Here is a 17,455-nt window from a genome sequence, read left to right as displayed (position 1 = left end):
GTCACTCGCAAATAATAAAAAATAACACTAAAGGGAACTCAGTGATGATAAACAACAATAAAGCTACCTCACTCATTATTAAAGTATGTGGAAGTATCGCATTGGCATCATGTGCCTACTCCAAAGGAGAAAATGAATCGTGGATAATTGATAGCCAGGTTGAGTGGAAGCAGAGTATCACCTCGAATGATCAGCTTGACTTAAAAGATGGAATGATTAGCCCAAAATCGAAACACGCAACTTTTAAAAGCACACTAAAAACTTTTAGTACGCAACGCTCCGCGAAGTCGATCACTCTAGCGCAATCACCCGTTTGGCATAATTGGGCACCCATCAAGGGAGTCAAACCCATCAATTTGGGTGATGCTCCGGTAATGCTCACCATGGGTCCGGGTAATTATTGGATGTTTGGCCGCTATAGGGCTCCACAAAAAAAAGACTTCAAGTCAGAAACTGCTGAATTAAAGGGCTTTGATATTCCTTTAAAGACCACTCCCTTTGCCAATCAATACGATGCACCTGGTGGTCTAAAAAAAGGCCTCGGTGGCTATCATGCCTGGCAGAGTAAAGATATGCTTAACTGGGTACACCACGGCCCAGTAACTGAGGGTTTCTCAAGTTGGGTTACCACCGCCGAGTATGTCGATGGCAAAGTTCACATCTATTATGATTTCCCAAATGATCAGGACCCCCATCTCTATATAGATGAAGATCTCACCGATGGTCTTCCTGGCAAGAATATGGGTATGGCCTTCAAAGATCCATCAGATGGTTCGGATTGTGCCTTTATTCGTGATCTAGAAGGAAACTTTCATGTGATCTATGAAGATTGGAGTCCGATTGATGCCAGTAAGCATTCATGGGATTCACCTTTAGCAGGGCACGCCATTAGTTCTGATGGTATAGGGAATTTTAAAATACTTCCACCTGCAGTTGATGAACGAACGACTCCCACAGGTAAATTTGCTGAATATGCCCATCCACACTGGTACAAAGCAGACCCAAAAAAATTTCCTGGCAAAGCTTCGCCCGTCGATGTCCCTATGCACAGAATAAAGAAAGGTGATGTCAAGGCTTTTGCGAAGTACGAAATTCATGATCCTGTACAAAACGCCTACGGTGACTGGGCCTCCATTAGTATTGGTGGTCAGTACTACCTCTTCGGGGATTATCACAAAGCAAATAGCGGAATTCGCGTCGGCTGGTTCACCTCTTCTAGTCTCGACAAGCCCTTTGCTTTTTGTGGTGAGATTGGCAAGGGTCACCCCGATCCTGATATTGCCTTTGCAGAAGGAAAATTTTATCTAACGACGCAGTTGAGAACTGACTTTGTCAGCCCGGGTCCTTGGGTCGAGACAGTCGAAGTTCGCGTTGGAGTCGACACCAATAAAGATGGTCAAATTAACAAATGGACTGATTGGCAAACTGTTAAAGAAAAATACGACTACATCACTGGTTTCGCCAAGCAAGTGGCAAAATCAGCTGCGGCACTCGATCTTTCATCTTTACCCAAAGGATACGTCTTTCAGTTTGAAGTCAAAATGACGGATACGACTGACAACAATTCAAAACCAATCTTAGACAAAATCACTCTATCTTTTAAGGAATAAGTCTTTAACTCTGTCAGCTATGTGAACAACTTAAGACGATTAACTGCGTAAGTTGATTTCGAAGCACTATAAGAATAAATAGCGGCTTATCTACATAGGGCCTACTGAATAATAAGTGTTTTGAATATCGTAAGTTGATAACTTACTTGCACCTGATTCGTGATTATACGGAATCTATCCGTAAAGGTAATGAACTTAATAGCTTACATAATCACGATCTAATTGAGCTTAATATTTCTCACACGGCCATTTCTAATTTACATAAATTAAGAGAGTTGTCACTACGTATTTTAGACATCAGTCATTCCGATGTAAGGACTACCCATATTTTAAAGGAGCTCACTACTCTGGAAAAAATCTTTATACATCAAGGTCAATTTTCTGATACCGAACTTCAAGAGCTGAAATCAAAGTTTGAAGTCATTATAAAACCCTAAGAAAATAACAAGCTCTTTATTTCCCTGTATCCCACATGTTATTGAGCTTTCTCTGATCTATTCCGAGTCTAAGGTAGAAAACAAGCTAGAGGGCAATCCTTCTTTATTGTATAAATTGGCATTCGCGGGATTTTGTTGCCAGGCATACCTAACGGCAAGAGGCTTATCAATGGATTGATGGGAGACTTCGACCTCGTTTTGGCTAATTATTTTGGCCTCTGCATAAGTCCAAACTTTATCCTCACCACATATCTCAAATCCTCCGAGAGGAACATTTAAGGGTTTAACCGGCTCGAGTAAATGTTTCTTGCCGATCATCAAACCGCTACCCGGGTAATCGAACTTAATTATAATCGACTTAGCTTTTTGCTCAGATGATTGATAAAGCGGACCACTAGCAACGATCTCTGTAAAGCCATAAGTCTTGTTTAAGGCCCACTTAGAAAGCCGTTTGCCGACATCTAACTTGTTCAAAGGATGAATATCTTTCACTTGTCCAATATCATTGAGCACAGCCATTCCGGTATTGGGAATCTTCATCGAGAGGCGCTGCTGATTGCTGATCGTGACCCAAGAGTTCTTTTTTGTCGCGGGCTTAGAACTCGAAGCAGTCAGATTTGCTATTTGACAGAAGTAAACAGGGAAATCTCCTTGCCCCCATTCGGCTCTCAAACCAGCAATGAGTTTCTTCAGCAGCCCCCCGTAAGTGGCCGGCTTGGAATGATTGTGAGATTCGCCCTGATACCACAACATACCGCGTATCGCATAGGGAACGAGTGGATGAGTCATGCCATTATAGATAGCCCCTGCTGTATTTGATGCCGAGTTGGGCGAGGGGCGCATCCGGGGTTGACTTAATCTTATCTCCCTAGCGCTTTTTCCCTCAGTTTTAAAGTTTGCCAAAGCCTTTTTTAATTTCGCCTGCTCGTCTTTGAGGTCATAATTTTCCACCTGCTTTTTAATAGTGGCAAGCATTTGATCATAGCCAGGGCTTTTCAACTGTGAAGGGGGGATGAAAGGATCAATGCGCTTGCCGCCCCATGAGCAATTGAGCAAGCCCACTGGACAATCTAAATGTTTGCGAATTTCTTTCGCAAAAAAATACCCAACCGCGGTGAATTCACTATTATTTTCGGGTGCAGAACTGATCCAATTCCCTGTGAAATTACGCTTACTTTCTAGTACCGACGCTACATTGGGCACTTTAATATGTCTCAGAAATTCATCCTTGGCAGTATCTTTTTCTTTCCTCATGTATTCAAGAACCGATTCATAGCCTTGGTCTTTAGTTTTATTAGATACCGCGCCTAGGGTATAGAGCATATTTGACTGCCCGCTGCAAAACCAGACCTCACCGACCAGGATATTCTTTAATTCCAGTGATTCAGCGCCCACTTTGATTAAGATAATATGTTTCTCGTAGGATGGCTTAATAGGCTTAAGTTTGACCATCCAGCTCCCATCTGGCTTGACTTCGCTTGTCTCACTTTGATTAGCAAAACTTACCGCTACCTTCTCACCAGCTTTTCCCCAACCCCAAATAGGTAGCTCCTTATCACATTGAAGCACCGCACCATCTGAAAATACTGCTGGCAGCTCGATAGCTCCCCAAGAAACTGACATAGTGGAGATGAAGATTATAATAGCGAGTAGCTGTTTCATTTATGTATTCCTAATTAGTTATGATATATGACTTTGTGAATTATCGAATGACTCAAGTAGACTTCATTTGAAGCTGCAGAATAGAGGGCATGATGCGACCCGTGCGAGAGGGGATCCTCCCCCTCGAGCTCCACTAGCAAGAACTGCCGTATGGGCAAATGCTTGTTATCCGCCTGCCTGGCAAGACCCTTGACCAGGCGACTAAGAGGCTTTGCCCCTTGTTATGGGTAATGGTGAATAATTATGTTTATCTTTGGAACTTGCCGTGCTAGGCGGACGCCTCTCTACACAGTCCTATCATAGCCCTGTTTCATAGGACCATTGATAATAATAGCCTCCTGGAATTGAAAAACCCTGATTTTGAAATCCCTGTCCTACATGACCATCTATAAACAAGCGATTATAAAGACCATTATGATAGAAACTGGACGTAAAGCCACTTTCACCTCCATTATAATAGTGATAATTGCTTTCTCCGAGAAACATGGCATCTGACGGCTTCGAAATATTTGTAAGTTTAACTGCTTCATAGCTTGATCCTACTCCGGGAGGATAGCCAGCAAAAATAGGCATAGTATATCCCGTAAAGCTCGAATCTTCACCATAATCTCGAATCATATCTAACGCTTATGATCTTATTAACTTCTCTACTTTATTGCTCATGCTTTTTGATTAACTCAATGGATTTTGCAGCGAAACGTTCGCCGAGTTTTTTGTAGCCTTCGACAGAATAATGAAGATTATTTTTTAGTTGTCTGCCATTTTTACCCTTTCCGTCATTCAAATCGTCTGTATTTACCCAAAGACTACGTGGATTAGCATCTGCAAGTTCTACTTGGATATCACGAATCATTGTCCAATGAGGGAAGTGTTTGTTGGCCATATCACAATCACTCAATCGTCCAATGACGACGTTGATTTCTTTGCGCCCTAGATCATTGCTAAGTTGTTCTATCAAACCGAGTAAACTCTTCTTATAAACTTTTCCATGCTTAGCTTGCGCATCAGCCTCTCCCTGCATCCAGATAAATGTCACAGAACTAAATTTATGCTTTTTTACAATCGGTGAGATCTTCCTCATCATACGTTTATAGAGTGTGCCAGTTGATGTGGGTTTTTCTCCATTTTCTGGTGTCCAGTTCTTATACCAACGACGTATTGGCTGACCACCTTGGGCATCATGTACCACAATGACATTGTCTTTCCCAAAAGCCTCTTCAACTGCTGGTATAAAAGAAATATTTGGATCCATATACTTCATATTCGACTGACCTGAAAGAATAAAAAGATGCTTCCCTTTCTCTGCAGCATTAACAGATGATAGACTTGTTAGTACGACTAAAATAGCTATACAGAGTAATTTCATTTTTTTGTACCTTTCATATTTTATTTCTCTAAAATTGTGATGTAATTAAATGGGGTATCACTTAAATTTAAATTGATCAATATCCTGAATTTTTAGACCAACTGAAATAATAAGGTGATTTTATTGCTACGGCAACAAAACCCTGGTTTTGAAATCCTTGACCCACATGACCATCAATGAATAAACGATTATTAAGACCGTCGTGATAAAGACTATTTAAAAAATTAGTATCACCTCCATTTAAATAATACTTAAGGTCAGTTTCACCGAGAAGCATGGCATGTGAAGGCTCCGAAACATTTGTGATTTTAATAGGGGCATACAGGGCACCTTTACCGCCCCAGCCGGCCCATTGAGGCATGGCATAACCAGTTATATTGGTACTGGTTCCATATACAGGAACATTAAGTGAATCATTACTGGGGCACTTAAATACATTACTACCCAGGCTGATCTCAACCTCTCGCATCGTCCCTGTTTCTTCACGGTCTATGCCTAAATAAGGTGCTAAAGTCCAATACCATGGTTGAGAGTGGGCGGGGGGATCAACTCTGACATAAGGTAAGTATTGATCATTATCGAGTTCATACATGGTCATAGCTAAGTGAATTTGTTTAAGCTGACTCTTGCAAACTGTTTGCTTAGCTTTTTTTCTCGCCTTGCCTAAAACGGGTAATAACAAGCTGGCCAAGATACCGATAATCGCGACTACAATGAGCAATTCAATCAAAGTGAAAGGCTTGTACAGGCTACGTGCTTTTTTATTTTTAAACTCTATTGTTCTCATAATAAGCTCCAAATACAATTAGTTATAATATATGTTAAAACAATAAACCCATGAATATTCGAACTGATACAGTATAGTTAAAATATTTACTGCATAAATATATTTATTATTACAAATCACCTATTCACTTAGTGCTTGTTAGCGCGTCGCCTTCGATTGCTCAAGTGCTTTCAAATGATTCGCCATCTGCTTGGCACGTTCTGAAAATTTATCATATAAATTGTTTTTTTGTTCGAGATCCGTCGCCAGCCCATCCACTAAAGGTGCTTCCACAATAGCTGCGATAGTCGCAAAAAGATCCGTCAAGCAGATAAGGGCATCAATCTCGCGACCGTCCATGATTCCCCCTTGTGGCCATGAGGTAATAAATGGGAGGAGACCTAAGCAAAGACAAGGCTAAAATTAAGCGCAGGAGCGCCACAACTAGCGCAGGGATTCTTAAGGGCACTCAAACTACGGGTGCAAATCCTTTACTCGTACGGCAAAACCTGGGCGCTCCGCATTCCTATGCGGATGATGAAAATTAGTATTTGATTTAAATGCCTCCGCGGGCGACTTGCTTCGCAAAAAACCTAAGTTCTCATCCATTAGGGCCCCCTAAATATTAAAACCTATAAATGCCTCCGGCGGGCGGAGGGCCTCTAATGAGTGGGAACTTAAGAACATGCCGAAGGTATGTAGTATGGTAGCCACCGGATTTATCCGGTGGGTATTGTTAAAAAAATGATATTCATGCCGAAGGTATGACGGTAAAGCGTTGGAGCGAAGCTCCGAGTGTAGGGATTCTTAAGGGGTGTTGCCACACAGGTGGATAAAAATTATTGGCCCGTACGGCAGAACCTTAAGTGAAGTTTGGGGAGGAGCCCCAGATATTTTTATCGGCTGTGTGGCAGCACCCTCCGGTGGCCGAGGAGCCCTCGGGGCCCTACTAAAAAAGTTAACCGCAGGTATAAATACCCTTAAGTCACCTCCCATTAAAGAGCCTTGACTAGGCAATCGGGGCTTTGCCCCGCTTTATGGCTAATCGTTCATTTTCGGGGAATATGAGTCAGGGAAATAGACTTGTTCTTTATAATACCCCAAAGCATAGGCTTTTCAGAAAAGCGATCCCAGGCGATGGCTTGACCGTAAAACCCTAAGTCCTTCTCTGTTCGTACATAAGTTAATTTATTGTCTTTAGCAATTTCTAAGACATAAGCACGGCCATGATCATGGCCGGTGGTGTATAGCTTTTGATCTGCATCCCAAGATCCGCCTGAGCAACTCCAGCGTCCCCATTGCGAAATGACTTGCTGAGGAAAAAAATAAGAATCAATTTCAATAAACTTATTATTTTCATAACGGTATTTCACGAGCTTTGTTTTATGATTGTTTTTGCCGTAAACGGCATAACACATCCACCAAAAGCCATCAGGGCTTTGATCAATCCAAGTTAAAGACCCATGTTTTCGGGGCATGGAAATCGAACGCTCATATACGAGTCTTTCTCCCTGAACATCCCATATTTCCACTGTGCAATCATTCGGATCCACTGCAAAGCGCGAATGAGCGCAATAGAGTTTACCATCAATCACTGTCCCGCTATTCATATGTTTGAAATGTTTAAACTTCTCACCTTTAGCTTGCCAAGTCGCGACAATTTTATTCGTGAGTTTATCATGCTTGCTAATACGGGTATTGCTGATGCCATAGAAATACTTCTCATCCACGGCCACACCCTGACTCACTTTGACTGGGATCGTTTTTAAAACTGTATTGAGCTTGGAGCTTGGCTGATCATCTCCTAAGAGACTTAGACTAAACAGAGTGATTAGCACTAACAAATGAGGCTTCGATGGGTCTAGAGTCTTTAAAAATCGCATCATGATTCACTCGCTATATTATGATATCTAGTTTTCATTTAGTTTATAGGATATATGGCAAAGCCATAATATATATATATATCAGCTTAGGATGTTAATCCTAAAATACATTTTATGTCTAGCCTTTGGATTTCCAAGGGTACGTCGGCACCCTTGTACTGTACTTCAAGGGATTTTAAAAGGATGAATTAAGTATGAATTGAATATAATACGGTACTCAGTTCAGCTAAGATTAAGCGTAGGAGCGTGCGACAAGCGTTGGGATTTTTAAGGGTGCTTCGGACCCTTAAACGGGGCCTGGGGCGGAGCCCCATATATACTAAAATCTATAAATGCCTCCGGCGGGCGGAGAGCCTACGCAGGCGGACTAGCTGCGCATACATCTTACAGTTTCAGGGCTTATTATTATTTCTTCTCGCCTAAGAGAAGTTCATAAATAAAGGCCTTCGGATCAGAATAAGCCTCTGATTTTTGATGCTTGCTAATATTAAGAAAAACTTTCTTATGATCCACTTGCTCCGATTTTTCTTTCATTTTGATACCAAACATGCCATGATGAATCCCACTTCCAAAAGACGCCGCGGGCACTTCCATGTGATCACCATAAGATAGGTAGAGTGGTGGATCATCCTGCGTTAGGTGATTAATAGGAGAGAATTCTTTGAAAAGCTTTTCATGCTGAGCATAGTTTTTAAACACTGCCTCAATATTTTGTTCCCCCACAGCCATAATAATCATGCCATGATAAACTTTCGGTCCAATCCACGGGCCCGCCTGCTTAGGATCAATCGATGTTTGACCACCTGCGACGACAATGCCAGAAACTCGAGTTGATTCACGCTCGACTGGATCACTTGATTCGGGATTAGCTAAATCATCATGGCAAGCAATCCACATGGCCGTACAGGCACCTGCACTACCACCAGCTAAGACAACTTTCTTTTTATCTATATTCCATTCTTGAGCTTTGGAGCGCACAAACTGCAGTGCTCTAGCGGCATCATGAACCGGAGCAGGAAGAATATCAGTCTTCGTTAAGCGATAATTAATCGACGCCACCGAAATCCCTTTATCTAAATAATCCTGTACGCGAAATACTCGACTTTTATCACCACCAAGCCAACCACCTCCATGAATATAAAAATAGAGTGGATGAGGTCCCTCTCCGGGAGCTTGCCAAAAATCTAAAACATTGCGTTCATCGCTGCCATAACTTACATCCGCAACACTAGCGGGAGGATTATAATATATATCCTTCTTTTGCTTAACTTGAGGCTTGCTACTTTTGTTTGTGTCTGCAAACGCTGAGCTTATCAAAAATAGGCTAAGCAAGGTAAATAAGATTGATTTCATAAAATGAGTTCTTTAATTTAAGGATTCATAAATATCCTTGAAATAAGCTTTTAAATCACGCACACTAAAGTGTGTACTACCTACAGAAAAAGGTACGTAGTTCAAACTTCAGTTTGTTGACTTTTCTCTTAATTCAATTGCATTAATAAACAAGGTATATCTATTTTTGATACAGGAATAAGAAATTCTGTTTCTAAACACATCGCAGAATACCCCTGTAGCTCTCTGCATCAATTTTCGTGTAGAATTATTTGTGATTAAGTAGACTCCACATTAAAGTACTTAGACTTGGAGAAATGGATGAAGAGAAAAGAATTTGAAGATGCACGTAATTGGCACCGTAGAGGCTTCATCCCTCACTATGATGCGAGTGATAAATATCAGATGGTCACCTATCGCTTAGCTGACAGTCTGCCCATTGATGCTTTAAAGCTGGGAGCACCGCATTCCAATGCGGATGAAATGACGAAAAAAAGAAAAGCCGACCTATCCCCGCTGGGAGCACCGCATTCCAATGCGGATGAAATGACGAAAAAAAGAAAATTGACTGAAAATTTTCTCGATCAATCACATGGCTCATGCCTTCTTCAAACTCCAAAAGTAGCCCAAAAACAAATTGAAGCTTGGGAATACTTTAATGGCGAACGCTATGAACTCATTGCCTATGTCGTCATGCCAAATCACGTTCATTTATTGATCAAAACGTACCCAAGTTGGCCTCTATCCCAGCTTGTTGCGTCGTGGAAAAAGCATGTCACTTACTTTGTCCAAAAAGACAAGGATTTATGGCAACAATACCGTGAGTCATACTTGCAGGATCGAAAAGCTTTTTTAAACTACAAATCAACTTTAGGTGAAAATGAATCCGACCTAAAGAACAGGACTAAACCATCCGCATTGGAATGCGGGGCGCCCAGCTCAAAAATATACCTATGGCAAAATGAATATTGGGATCGCTTTATCAGAAATGAAAACCATTTTCAAAATGCGATCCACTATATCCTGGAGAATCCCGTAAAAGCGGGATTGGTAAATTCTGAAGGTAAATGGCCTTGGAGTGCCGTACTGTAAAAGCTTCCGCATTGGAATGCGGGGCTCCCAGCACGATGCTCCCAGTAAGGAGAATGGATTTTATCCGTATGGAATGCGGGGCGCCCAGCAAGGGGCCCCTAATGGATGGGAACTTAAGGGTATTTATACGTGCTGCTACCTTTTTTAGCAGGGCCCCGAGGGCTCCTCGGCCACCGGAGGTATTTATACTGGGGCAGAGCCTCTAATGAGTAGAATTTAAGAGATATTTGAGCTCGAAGAGCTTAGGAATGTAGCCATGGACGTAAGTCCGTGGTGTTTGAATAACAGCATCGTGCGTGCCGAAGGTACGCTGCAGAGCGTTTCCTTCATACCTTCGGCATGAATATCATTTTTTTCTCATTAACCACCGGATAAATCCGGTGGCTACCATACTACATACCTTCGGCATGTGCTTAAGTTACCACCCATTAAAGGGGCCCCAGTCGGGAGCTCCCGGCTAATTTAAGATAACTGTTTTCCTTTGTGGAAGACTGCAGCTACGCTACCGGGGAAAGTTTCATTATGAAAAGGAGTCCAGCTCGAGCGGCTGCGAATTTCTTCATTTTTTGCTGTCCAGGGAGTATTGGGGTCTATCACAGTGAATGAACCCACATAACCTTCTGCCACTTTACCGAAAGGTGCATCGATAAACTGATCGAATTGATTAACGAATTGGCCTGGATTCCAAGCTGTGACTTTTGCGACATCCGCAGAAGTGAAGCCCTGCTCTTTCATCAACCAAGTTGTAAAAGCGCCATAAGTATCTAACTGCGAAGTACCGGAAACGCCGTCTATATCGGCTAAAGATGCAAAGCCTTCTTTGTCTTCTGCTTTCATTTTCTCGAAATTTTCTAAACAAATGCGATCGAGTTCGGTGATTTCATCTAAAGTAAGAGCCGCGAGATTGCCAATCTTTTTTCTGATTTCCATGGGTTGGTAACGGCCAAGCTTTTCACAAATTCTATGTGGAGCATGATCCGTGGCAATGAAGTCAACTGTGCCATCGAGCAAGCCTTCAAGAAGTCCTTTGCGATCAATTTCGTCACGGAAAGCTGGGTTCATTTGTAACCAAGGCTTATTATTCTCATCGAGTGAAGAAGTATCCCAATAAAGTTGCTGGGGGGTTGTTTCAACTGTCACAGTCACTCCGCGAGCCTTGGCTGCGCGAACGAGTTCCAAGCCATCGCCAGTAGAGAAATGACAGAGCTTGCCCTTGAGTTCGTATTTTTCGATGAGGTAAAGAGCAAACGCAGTTGCGGTGTTCGCCGCTCCACGTGGGCGTCGATCACTATGGGTATCATTATTCTTGGAGGTCTCCAAAATATAAGGATCTTCACAATGAAAACTCACATGACAGCCTTTGTAACGCACAATTGTCTCTTCTAATTCTTGTGGAGAATTAAAGAAGAGGTCACCAATAGAGGGCCCCATGAAAGCTTTGTAAGGAACTTTTTGTGAAAGCGGCGAAGTATCGGGACCAATACCCGCGTAAAGCGTGAAATGAACATCCGTATCTTTGCAGAGCTCGCATTTTTTTGCGTACTTCGCATCATCTACAGGTGCTTCAGGATTATTCGGCATATCGGCCACATGAACCACGCCACCGTGAATCGCTGCATCCGAAGCTGTTTTAAATGATTCTTTGTAGAGCTGAGAGCCTGATACATCTTCACGAGCATGGATATGAATATCGCCCATGCCAGGATAGATCATTAGCTTTTCATCAAATTTATAATCAGCCGTACCTAAATCTTTTCCCGTAGCTGCAATCACACCCTGTTCATTCACTTTTACCTGACCACAAAATTCACCGTCATGGTTACAAAATCTACCTTCGATAATCATCTTTATTCAACCCTTAATTTTTCACGATCACCCATAAAACGGGGCACCGCCCCTAATCGCCTGCTTAAGGATTGGCAAATCCTTACAGGGTGAGCTCGAGAGGGACAGCGTCCTTCTAGTATGCGAAGCATCATGCCCATTATTGTGGGTAATCGTGTGATTTTTTTTATTCTCAACTCTAGCTCATTCAAGCCCAGAGGCAAATGAAAAAGGCATTTAAGATTTTAGGCAAGGTCTTTTGTCATAGCAATCATAAGGACTCATGATACTTTCATTACAACCACGGATTAAACGAGCTATTGATGGACAAACAATACAATACCAAACAAACTTTATTAGAGAAACTCATTCATTCTAATGATGAAGGCTCCTGGGACGAATTCGTAAAGCACTACGATGGCTATATTTACGTAGTTATCAGGAAGTTTAATATTGATAATCAAACAGCCGAAGACCTACTACAGGAAGTACTGCTTAAAATATGGAAGTCCTTACCCAAGTATGAGTATCGAAAAAATGAATGTACTTTTAGGACTTGGCTATGCCTCGTAATCAAAAGCACTGTATCCAATCACTTTCGCAAGCGCTCGACAAAAAATCAAAGTAAAACTATCAGTCACGATGAGCTCAATGACTGGGTATCTATTTCAGAACCCGAACTCAATAAAATTGCCGAATTAGAATGGAAAAGTTATATCTCCAACATGGCATGGGATAATATCACAAGTGAATTTGCTCCGCGTACAATAGAAATTTTTGAACACTCATTAGATGAAGAGGATAATGAGCTTATCGCAGAAAAATTCCAAATTACCGAAGCCTCTGTACGAGTTTATAAATCTCGAGTTAAAAAAGTTTTATTGAGAGAGATTTCTCGTCTCAACGAAGAACTCGGCGGATAGAAGTTTGGCGAGCTGATGAGTAAAAGAAAAGAGCTATTCAGCCGAAAACTAGACGATTTTTTTGATGAAGTCGAAGCAACTGACGAAGTCCCCCTGCTCGAATTAATCCCCAAAATCAAAGATCGCTATTGTGAATTCAAACACCTTGATGAAGGTGGCTTAAAAGTCATTCAAAGCTGTAGAGATCTTCGAACAGGGCGTTTCCTTGCCATGGCCACACTAAAAAATAGTGTCAACGATAAACAAAAAGAAGCTTTTTTAAAAGAAGCACGACTCACCGCGGCATTGCAGCACCCCAATATTATTCCACTCTACGACCTGGGCCTCCATGATCAAAAACCATGGTTCACCATGAAGCTTATCTCGGGTGCCTCTTTAGAAAAATTGATCGCACAAGTCAAAGTAGGAGCATCTCAACAAGCCCATGATCTCAACACTCGCTTGGATATTTTTATTAAAGTTTGCGATGCGGTCGCCTACGCTCATTCACGAGGTGTACTGCACCTCGACATCAAACCCGATAACATTCAAATTAGCGAATATGGCGACGTACTTTTGTGTGACTGGGGGCTGGCAAAAGTCATGGCTACTGAATGTGATGAAGAACTCTTAGAGTGCTATTCCTTCAATCCAAAAGATGTTGATTTAACCCTCGATGGCTTAGTCAAGGGAACTCCTAGCTACATGGCCCCTGAACAAACACCCTTATTAAAGACTAAGAAGGGAATTCATACAGATATTTTTTCTTTAGGCTGCGTCTTATACAAAATTTTGACTTTTGAAAAGCCTTTCACCGGCAAAGATGTCTATGCAATTATGCAAAATACCGTGAGTGGCCATTTCCACAGAGCTTCCGAAATCAATCCCTCAATCCCCCCTTCTCTCGAAGCCGTCTGCATAAAAGCCATGGCCACGGATCCAGAAGATCGCTATAAATCGGTCCTGAATCTACAAAAAGAAATTTTAAATTATCGCAATGGCTTTGCTACTAAGGCCGAAAATGCGCCCTTGATTAAAATTATAAAGCTCTGGTTAATACGTCACAAAACTTTGAGTTTTGCCGCAATCATCATCTTCTGCATTAGCCTCTTCACCACTTGGTTGAGTTTTAATAATCTCAATTTAGAAAAAGTTAATGCCGTACAAAATGCCCAAAAATTACGCCTTGAGGCCGATAAACTCAAGCTCGAAAATGAATTTCATAAAAAATTTAATAAGGATGCCGCCCCGCGCTTTTTCAAAAGTGCTCAAATCGCCTTCAATGCTTTTAATTTTGACGATGCCATCAATTTTTCTTCTAGTGCAGTCGAACTCGATCCCAGCCTCAAACAAGCTTGGGCACTCAAAGGACAAATGCATCTCATTTATGAACAGTTTGGCCAAGCACTCGACTCATTAGAGAAGAGTCAATCTAATAGCCCTTTACACGCTATCGCACAAGATTTCTACCGAATTAAAGCGAATGATAAGCAAGCCTTATCGCTCGAACAATATTTGAAATTTTATCAACGCTCCTTGGATGAAAATACCTACAAACTCTCTGCAGGGCTCTCCCATCAAAAGGCTTATGCTGTGATGGATATTGAAAAACGCATCGCCTTGTGCAAAGCCATCATTATTCTCCAAAACAAAAAAAATCTGGAACGCAATTTCAAGGGCAACAAGATGCAGTTTCACTATGATCTCAAAAGCAAGTATTTAGATCTATCCAATAACCCCTGGATGGAGACCGCCCTTATCCTACAGAATTTCCCCGCTCGCAGTGCTGATTTTTCTCATACAGGCATCACAAACTTTATCTGTTTTAAAAAGCAAGAACTCCATTCTTTAAACGTGAGTCATACTCCCATCATTGAACTCAATCGCTTAGATAACCCGGAATTAATTTCTCTGAATATTTCTCACACTGCCATTTCTAATTTACATAGATTAAGGAACATGTCCTTGCGTATTTTAGATATCAGTCATTCCGCGGTAAGGAGCACAAATATCTTAAAAGACCTCACGACTCTCGAAAAACTCTCTATTCATCAAGGACAATTTTCCGACGCTGAACTTCAAAAACTCAATCCAAAACTTGAAGTCATTATCAAACCCTAAGTTTATTCTCCCGCATCCCACATGCTGCCCAAGCCGCTTATTCCACTAGGCATTGTTCCATCACTTTGTAGTCGAGTCGCTGTATAAGTGAGTTTTTTGACACTACCATCGGCCATTAAGTAATTAGCACCAAATAAACCATCATGAGGAATGGCATACGTACCATAGGAACCTGGAGGGACTGTGTTTAGGCCTATATGTCCCACGAGGTTGAGTGAATGTGATACTTCAGCCATGATTAAAGTATTCGATGGGGAATTGATATTTGTCATTTTTTGTGACAAACCACTTCCAGATATACCTGGAGCCCAACCTAATAGATTACCACTACCATTTATCCTTCTCTCTGAGAGAACATAAGTTCTAGTAAAAACAGCTGTACTCGCCCCCCACTTTCTTTGAAGCTCATCACTAGGGCATGCGTAAATCACTGGATTATAAGCATACCAAACCGGGACAGCCCCATTACGTTTTCGACCATCAGACATATTACGACCATCGTAATCTGAAAGCTTATCATCCCATGAAATCTGATTACCCCAGTCATAGTCGATGTAATAGCCATCATGGTCATCACTGTACATGAATATCCATGTGTTAATCTGCCTCATATTACTCTTACAAACCGCCATCTTGGCTTTTGCTCTTGCTTTGCCTAAACTTGGCAGCAGCAAAGAAGCGAGTATTCCGATAATGGCGACCACTACCAAGAGTTCAATCAACGTGAATTTTTTCATTCGAGTCCTATCATATATTAAAAAGATTGCTTTTAGTCACTAAAAAGTGATCTAAAAATTCTACTATTAAATAGGCTAAACCCCACTGATTTTCATTTGTAACAGCAAAACTCAATTATTAATAAATAACACGATTACCTGTAAAGCGGAGCAATGCCCCTAATCGCCTGGTTAAGGATTGGCAAATCCTTACAGGGAGAGCTCGAGAGGGATAGCGTCCTTCTCGTATGGGTCGCATCATAGCCTTTATTGTGGGTAATCGTGATCAATAATCTATTTCCAAGTAATCTTGGCTTCGTATTTATCCGTATCCACCCAAACACTCGCATGCTCAAACTCACGTGTGAATTCCCATTTATCTGCGTAAGTGCGTTTATATTTAGCTAAAGGTTTTCCTAAGGGTTTGTGAAGTTCTGGGTAATGTTCTAAGGGACCGGTACTTAAGTTCCAGCCCCAATTCCATTGAAAATATGAGTAGGGTTGAGCACCAATGAGATAAAACGATAAGTACAGCTCAATCTGCTTCTTCGAGAGCGCTGCGAATTCATCGTGTTTGGTACTTTTATTTTTCACTTCTGCCAAGGGAGAGCCTTTGTCAGGCGATGCGCCAAAACGATAGATACAAATTTTCCCGGCATCGGCAATCTTTTCCATCAGCGCCCAATCCCTGAGCAACTGCTCTTTGGAGTGAGTCACCTTGCGTTTGTAGTGCTCAAACATAAAAGCATCTGAAACAGCAAAAACTTTTTCGATATGAGCTCCATTATTAGCTAAGAGGATTTTATTCGGCCCAATTTTCGCTTTTAATTGTGCCATCATATCGGCAACGCCATCAACTACTTCAGATCGTTTTTCGCTTGGGTGCAACCAGGAGAAACCATGCATTTGATCGATGAATATACCATCCGCTCCACTTACACGAACCATATCTGCAGCTGAATCTGACCACCATTTACGCGTAGCTGGATTGAGCACATTATAGCCATAGAGACCACGCGTTCTCGCCAGTTCACCCGTTTTAGGATCTTTAACTAAGTAAGCCTTCATTTCTGGGTATTGCTCAATCTTTTCCGGCGTAAGCATTTTTGTATAACGCGTAAAAGGGTAAGTCAAGGCTCCGTTTAGATAACCCAAAACTACCGTACCCTCCTGCTCTTTTTTAAATACTTGACCTTCGTGCTTCAGTCCTAAAACCGCATCACCCAAAGTTGATAAGCCATGATTTTTTTCAATGCAAATAAAACCTGTTTCAGCAGAAATCTTCTTCACTTCAGAGCCTTTCAAGAGTCGATCATTATCCGCAAACATCATGTAAGTTGGTACCGTCTCCCACGAGAACTTTGGATAAAAATCTTTTGGGGTAAATACGACTCCATTTGTCGTTATTAAAGGCTCTGGTTTTCCATTTGTCTGACAAGAACTGATAAATAGCCCTAAGCACATAAAAATTGTCATTTGTATAAACTTCATTTTTCATCCTTTGATTTTTTAATATTACCTTACTAAACCCTTAAATATTGTATTTGTAACACGCAAAAAAAATCTTCTTCAAACATCTGTCAAATATTCAAGAGATTATAATCTCAAGTATCAATTTATCATTTACAGGAGAAAGCGCTATATATTTCATCCACTTTACTGGGTCGTGAAAGCTTAAAGATATTCATATTTTACAGAAATATTGCTATTTTTCTCTAACAAATAATAATCAGTGGGGTTTAGT

At 41.4% G+C, this 17,455-nt stretch carries 14 protein-coding genes; 4 read left to right on the top strand and 10 right to left on the bottom strand.

Features of this window, described 5'->3' with window-relative positions; genetic code table 11:
* Positions 1 to 44: 44 nt before the first annotated feature.
* A complete protein-coding gene (locus PQO03_RS13685) occupies positions 45 to 1,610 on the top strand; it encodes a hypothetical protein (RefSeq protein WP_274153755.1) in 1,566 nt (521 codons plus the stop codon).
* Between the two features lie 494 nt (positions 1,611 to 2,104).
* Here PQO03_RS13685 and PQO03_RS13680 read toward each other — a convergent pair whose 3' ends face one another.
* The 7 genes from PQO03_RS13680 to PQO03_RS13650 form a co-directional block, all read right to left on the bottom strand.
* Positions 2,105 to 3,709, bottom strand: a complete 1,605-nt coding sequence (locus tag PQO03_RS13680; RefSeq protein WP_274153754.1) for a sialate O-acetylesterase — start codon at positions 3,707 to 3,709, stop codon at positions 2,105 to 2,107.
* A gap of 297 nt (positions 3,710 to 4,006) precedes the next feature.
* Complete coding sequence (locus PQO03_RS13675) at positions 4,007 to 4,327, bottom strand: hypothetical protein (protein ID WP_274153753.1); 321 nt, start codon at positions 4,325 to 4,327, stop codon at positions 4,007 to 4,009.
* Positions 4,328 to 4,361: 34 nt separating this feature from the next.
* Positions 4,362 to 5,075 carry a sialate O-acetylesterase gene (locus PQO03_RS13670; protein ID WP_274153752.1) on the bottom strand — a complete coding sequence of 238 codons (714 nt, stop codon included), beginning with the start codon at positions 5,073 to 5,075 and terminating at the stop codon, positions 4,362 to 4,364.
* Between the two features lie 76 nt (positions 5,076 to 5,151).
* The gene (locus PQO03_RS13665; RefSeq protein WP_274153751.1) at positions 5,152 to 5,862 is read right to left on the bottom strand and encodes a DUF1559 family PulG-like putative transporter; all 711 of its coding nucleotides are present in this window, start codon (positions 5,860 to 5,862) and stop codon (positions 5,152 to 5,154) included.
* 138 nt (positions 5,863 to 6,000) lie between these two features.
* Positions 6,001 to 6,201, bottom strand: coding sequence for a hypothetical protein (locus PQO03_RS13660; RefSeq protein ID WP_274153750.1), 201 nt, complete (start codon positions 6,199 to 6,201; stop codon positions 6,001 to 6,003).
* A 689-nt stretch (positions 6,202 to 6,890) separates the two neighbouring features.
* Positions 6,891 to 7,727, bottom strand: coding sequence for a hypothetical protein (locus PQO03_RS13655; protein WP_274153749.1), 837 nt, complete (start codon positions 7,725 to 7,727; stop codon positions 6,891 to 6,893).
* Positions 7,728 to 8,129: 402 nt separating this feature from the next.
* Positions 8,130 to 9,077, bottom strand: coding sequence for an alpha/beta hydrolase (locus PQO03_RS13650; RefSeq protein ID WP_274153748.1), 948 nt, complete (start codon positions 9,075 to 9,077; stop codon positions 8,130 to 8,132).
* A 300-nt stretch (positions 9,078 to 9,377) separates the two neighbouring features.
* On the opposite strand from PQO03_RS13650, the gene PQO03_RS13645 reads away from it, so the two are divergent.
* On the top strand, positions 9,378 to 10,148 hold the full coding sequence (locus PQO03_RS13645; protein ID WP_274153747.1) for a transposase: 771 nt from the start codon (positions 9,378 to 9,380) through the stop codon (positions 10,146 to 10,148).
* A 462-nt stretch (positions 10,149 to 10,610) separates the two neighbouring features.
* Here PQO03_RS13645 and PQO03_RS13640 read toward each other — a convergent pair whose 3' ends face one another.
* The gene (locus PQO03_RS13640; protein WP_274153746.1) at positions 10,611 to 11,993 is read right to left on the bottom strand and encodes an amidohydrolase family protein; all 1,383 of its coding nucleotides are present in this window, start codon (positions 11,991 to 11,993) and stop codon (positions 10,611 to 10,613) included.
* A 302-nt stretch (positions 11,994 to 12,295) separates the two neighbouring features.
* Between PQO03_RS13640 and PQO03_RS13635 the strand changes: the two genes are divergently transcribed.
* Entirely contained in the window at positions 12,296 to 12,895 is a 600-nt protein-coding gene (locus tag PQO03_RS13635) for an RNA polymerase sigma factor (RefSeq protein WP_274153745.1), read from the top strand.
* Positions 12,896 to 12,910: 15 nt separating this feature from the next.
* A complete protein-coding gene (locus PQO03_RS13630; protein WP_274153744.1) occupies positions 12,911 to 14,995 on the top strand; it encodes a serine/threonine-protein kinase in 2,085 nt (694 codons plus the stop codon).
* A gap of 2 nt (positions 14,996 to 14,997) precedes the next feature.
* Here PQO03_RS13630 and PQO03_RS13625 read toward each other — a convergent pair whose 3' ends face one another.
* Both PQO03_RS13625 and PQO03_RS13620 read right to left on the bottom strand, forming a co-directional pair.
* Positions 14,998 to 15,732, bottom strand: coding sequence for a type II secretion system protein (locus tag PQO03_RS13625; RefSeq protein WP_274153743.1), 735 nt, complete (start codon positions 15,730 to 15,732; stop codon positions 14,998 to 15,000).
* Positions 15,733 to 16,005: 273 nt separating this feature from the next.
* Positions 16,006 to 17,202 (bottom strand): putative glycoside hydrolase, encoded by a 1,197-nt coding sequence (locus PQO03_RS13620; RefSeq protein ID WP_274153742.1) that lies wholly within the window; start codon positions 17,200 to 17,202, stop codon positions 16,006 to 16,008.
* Positions 17,203 to 17,455: the final 253 nt, after the last annotated feature.

This window comes from Lentisphaera profundi (assembly GCF_028728065.1).
GTDB classification, from domain to species: domain Bacteria; phylum Verrucomicrobiota; class Lentisphaeria; order Lentisphaerales; family Lentisphaeraceae; genus Lentisphaera; species Lentisphaera profundi.
The sequence above is the reverse complement of the archived record's forward strand: the minus strand, read 5'-3'. Positions and strand labels throughout refer to the sequence as shown.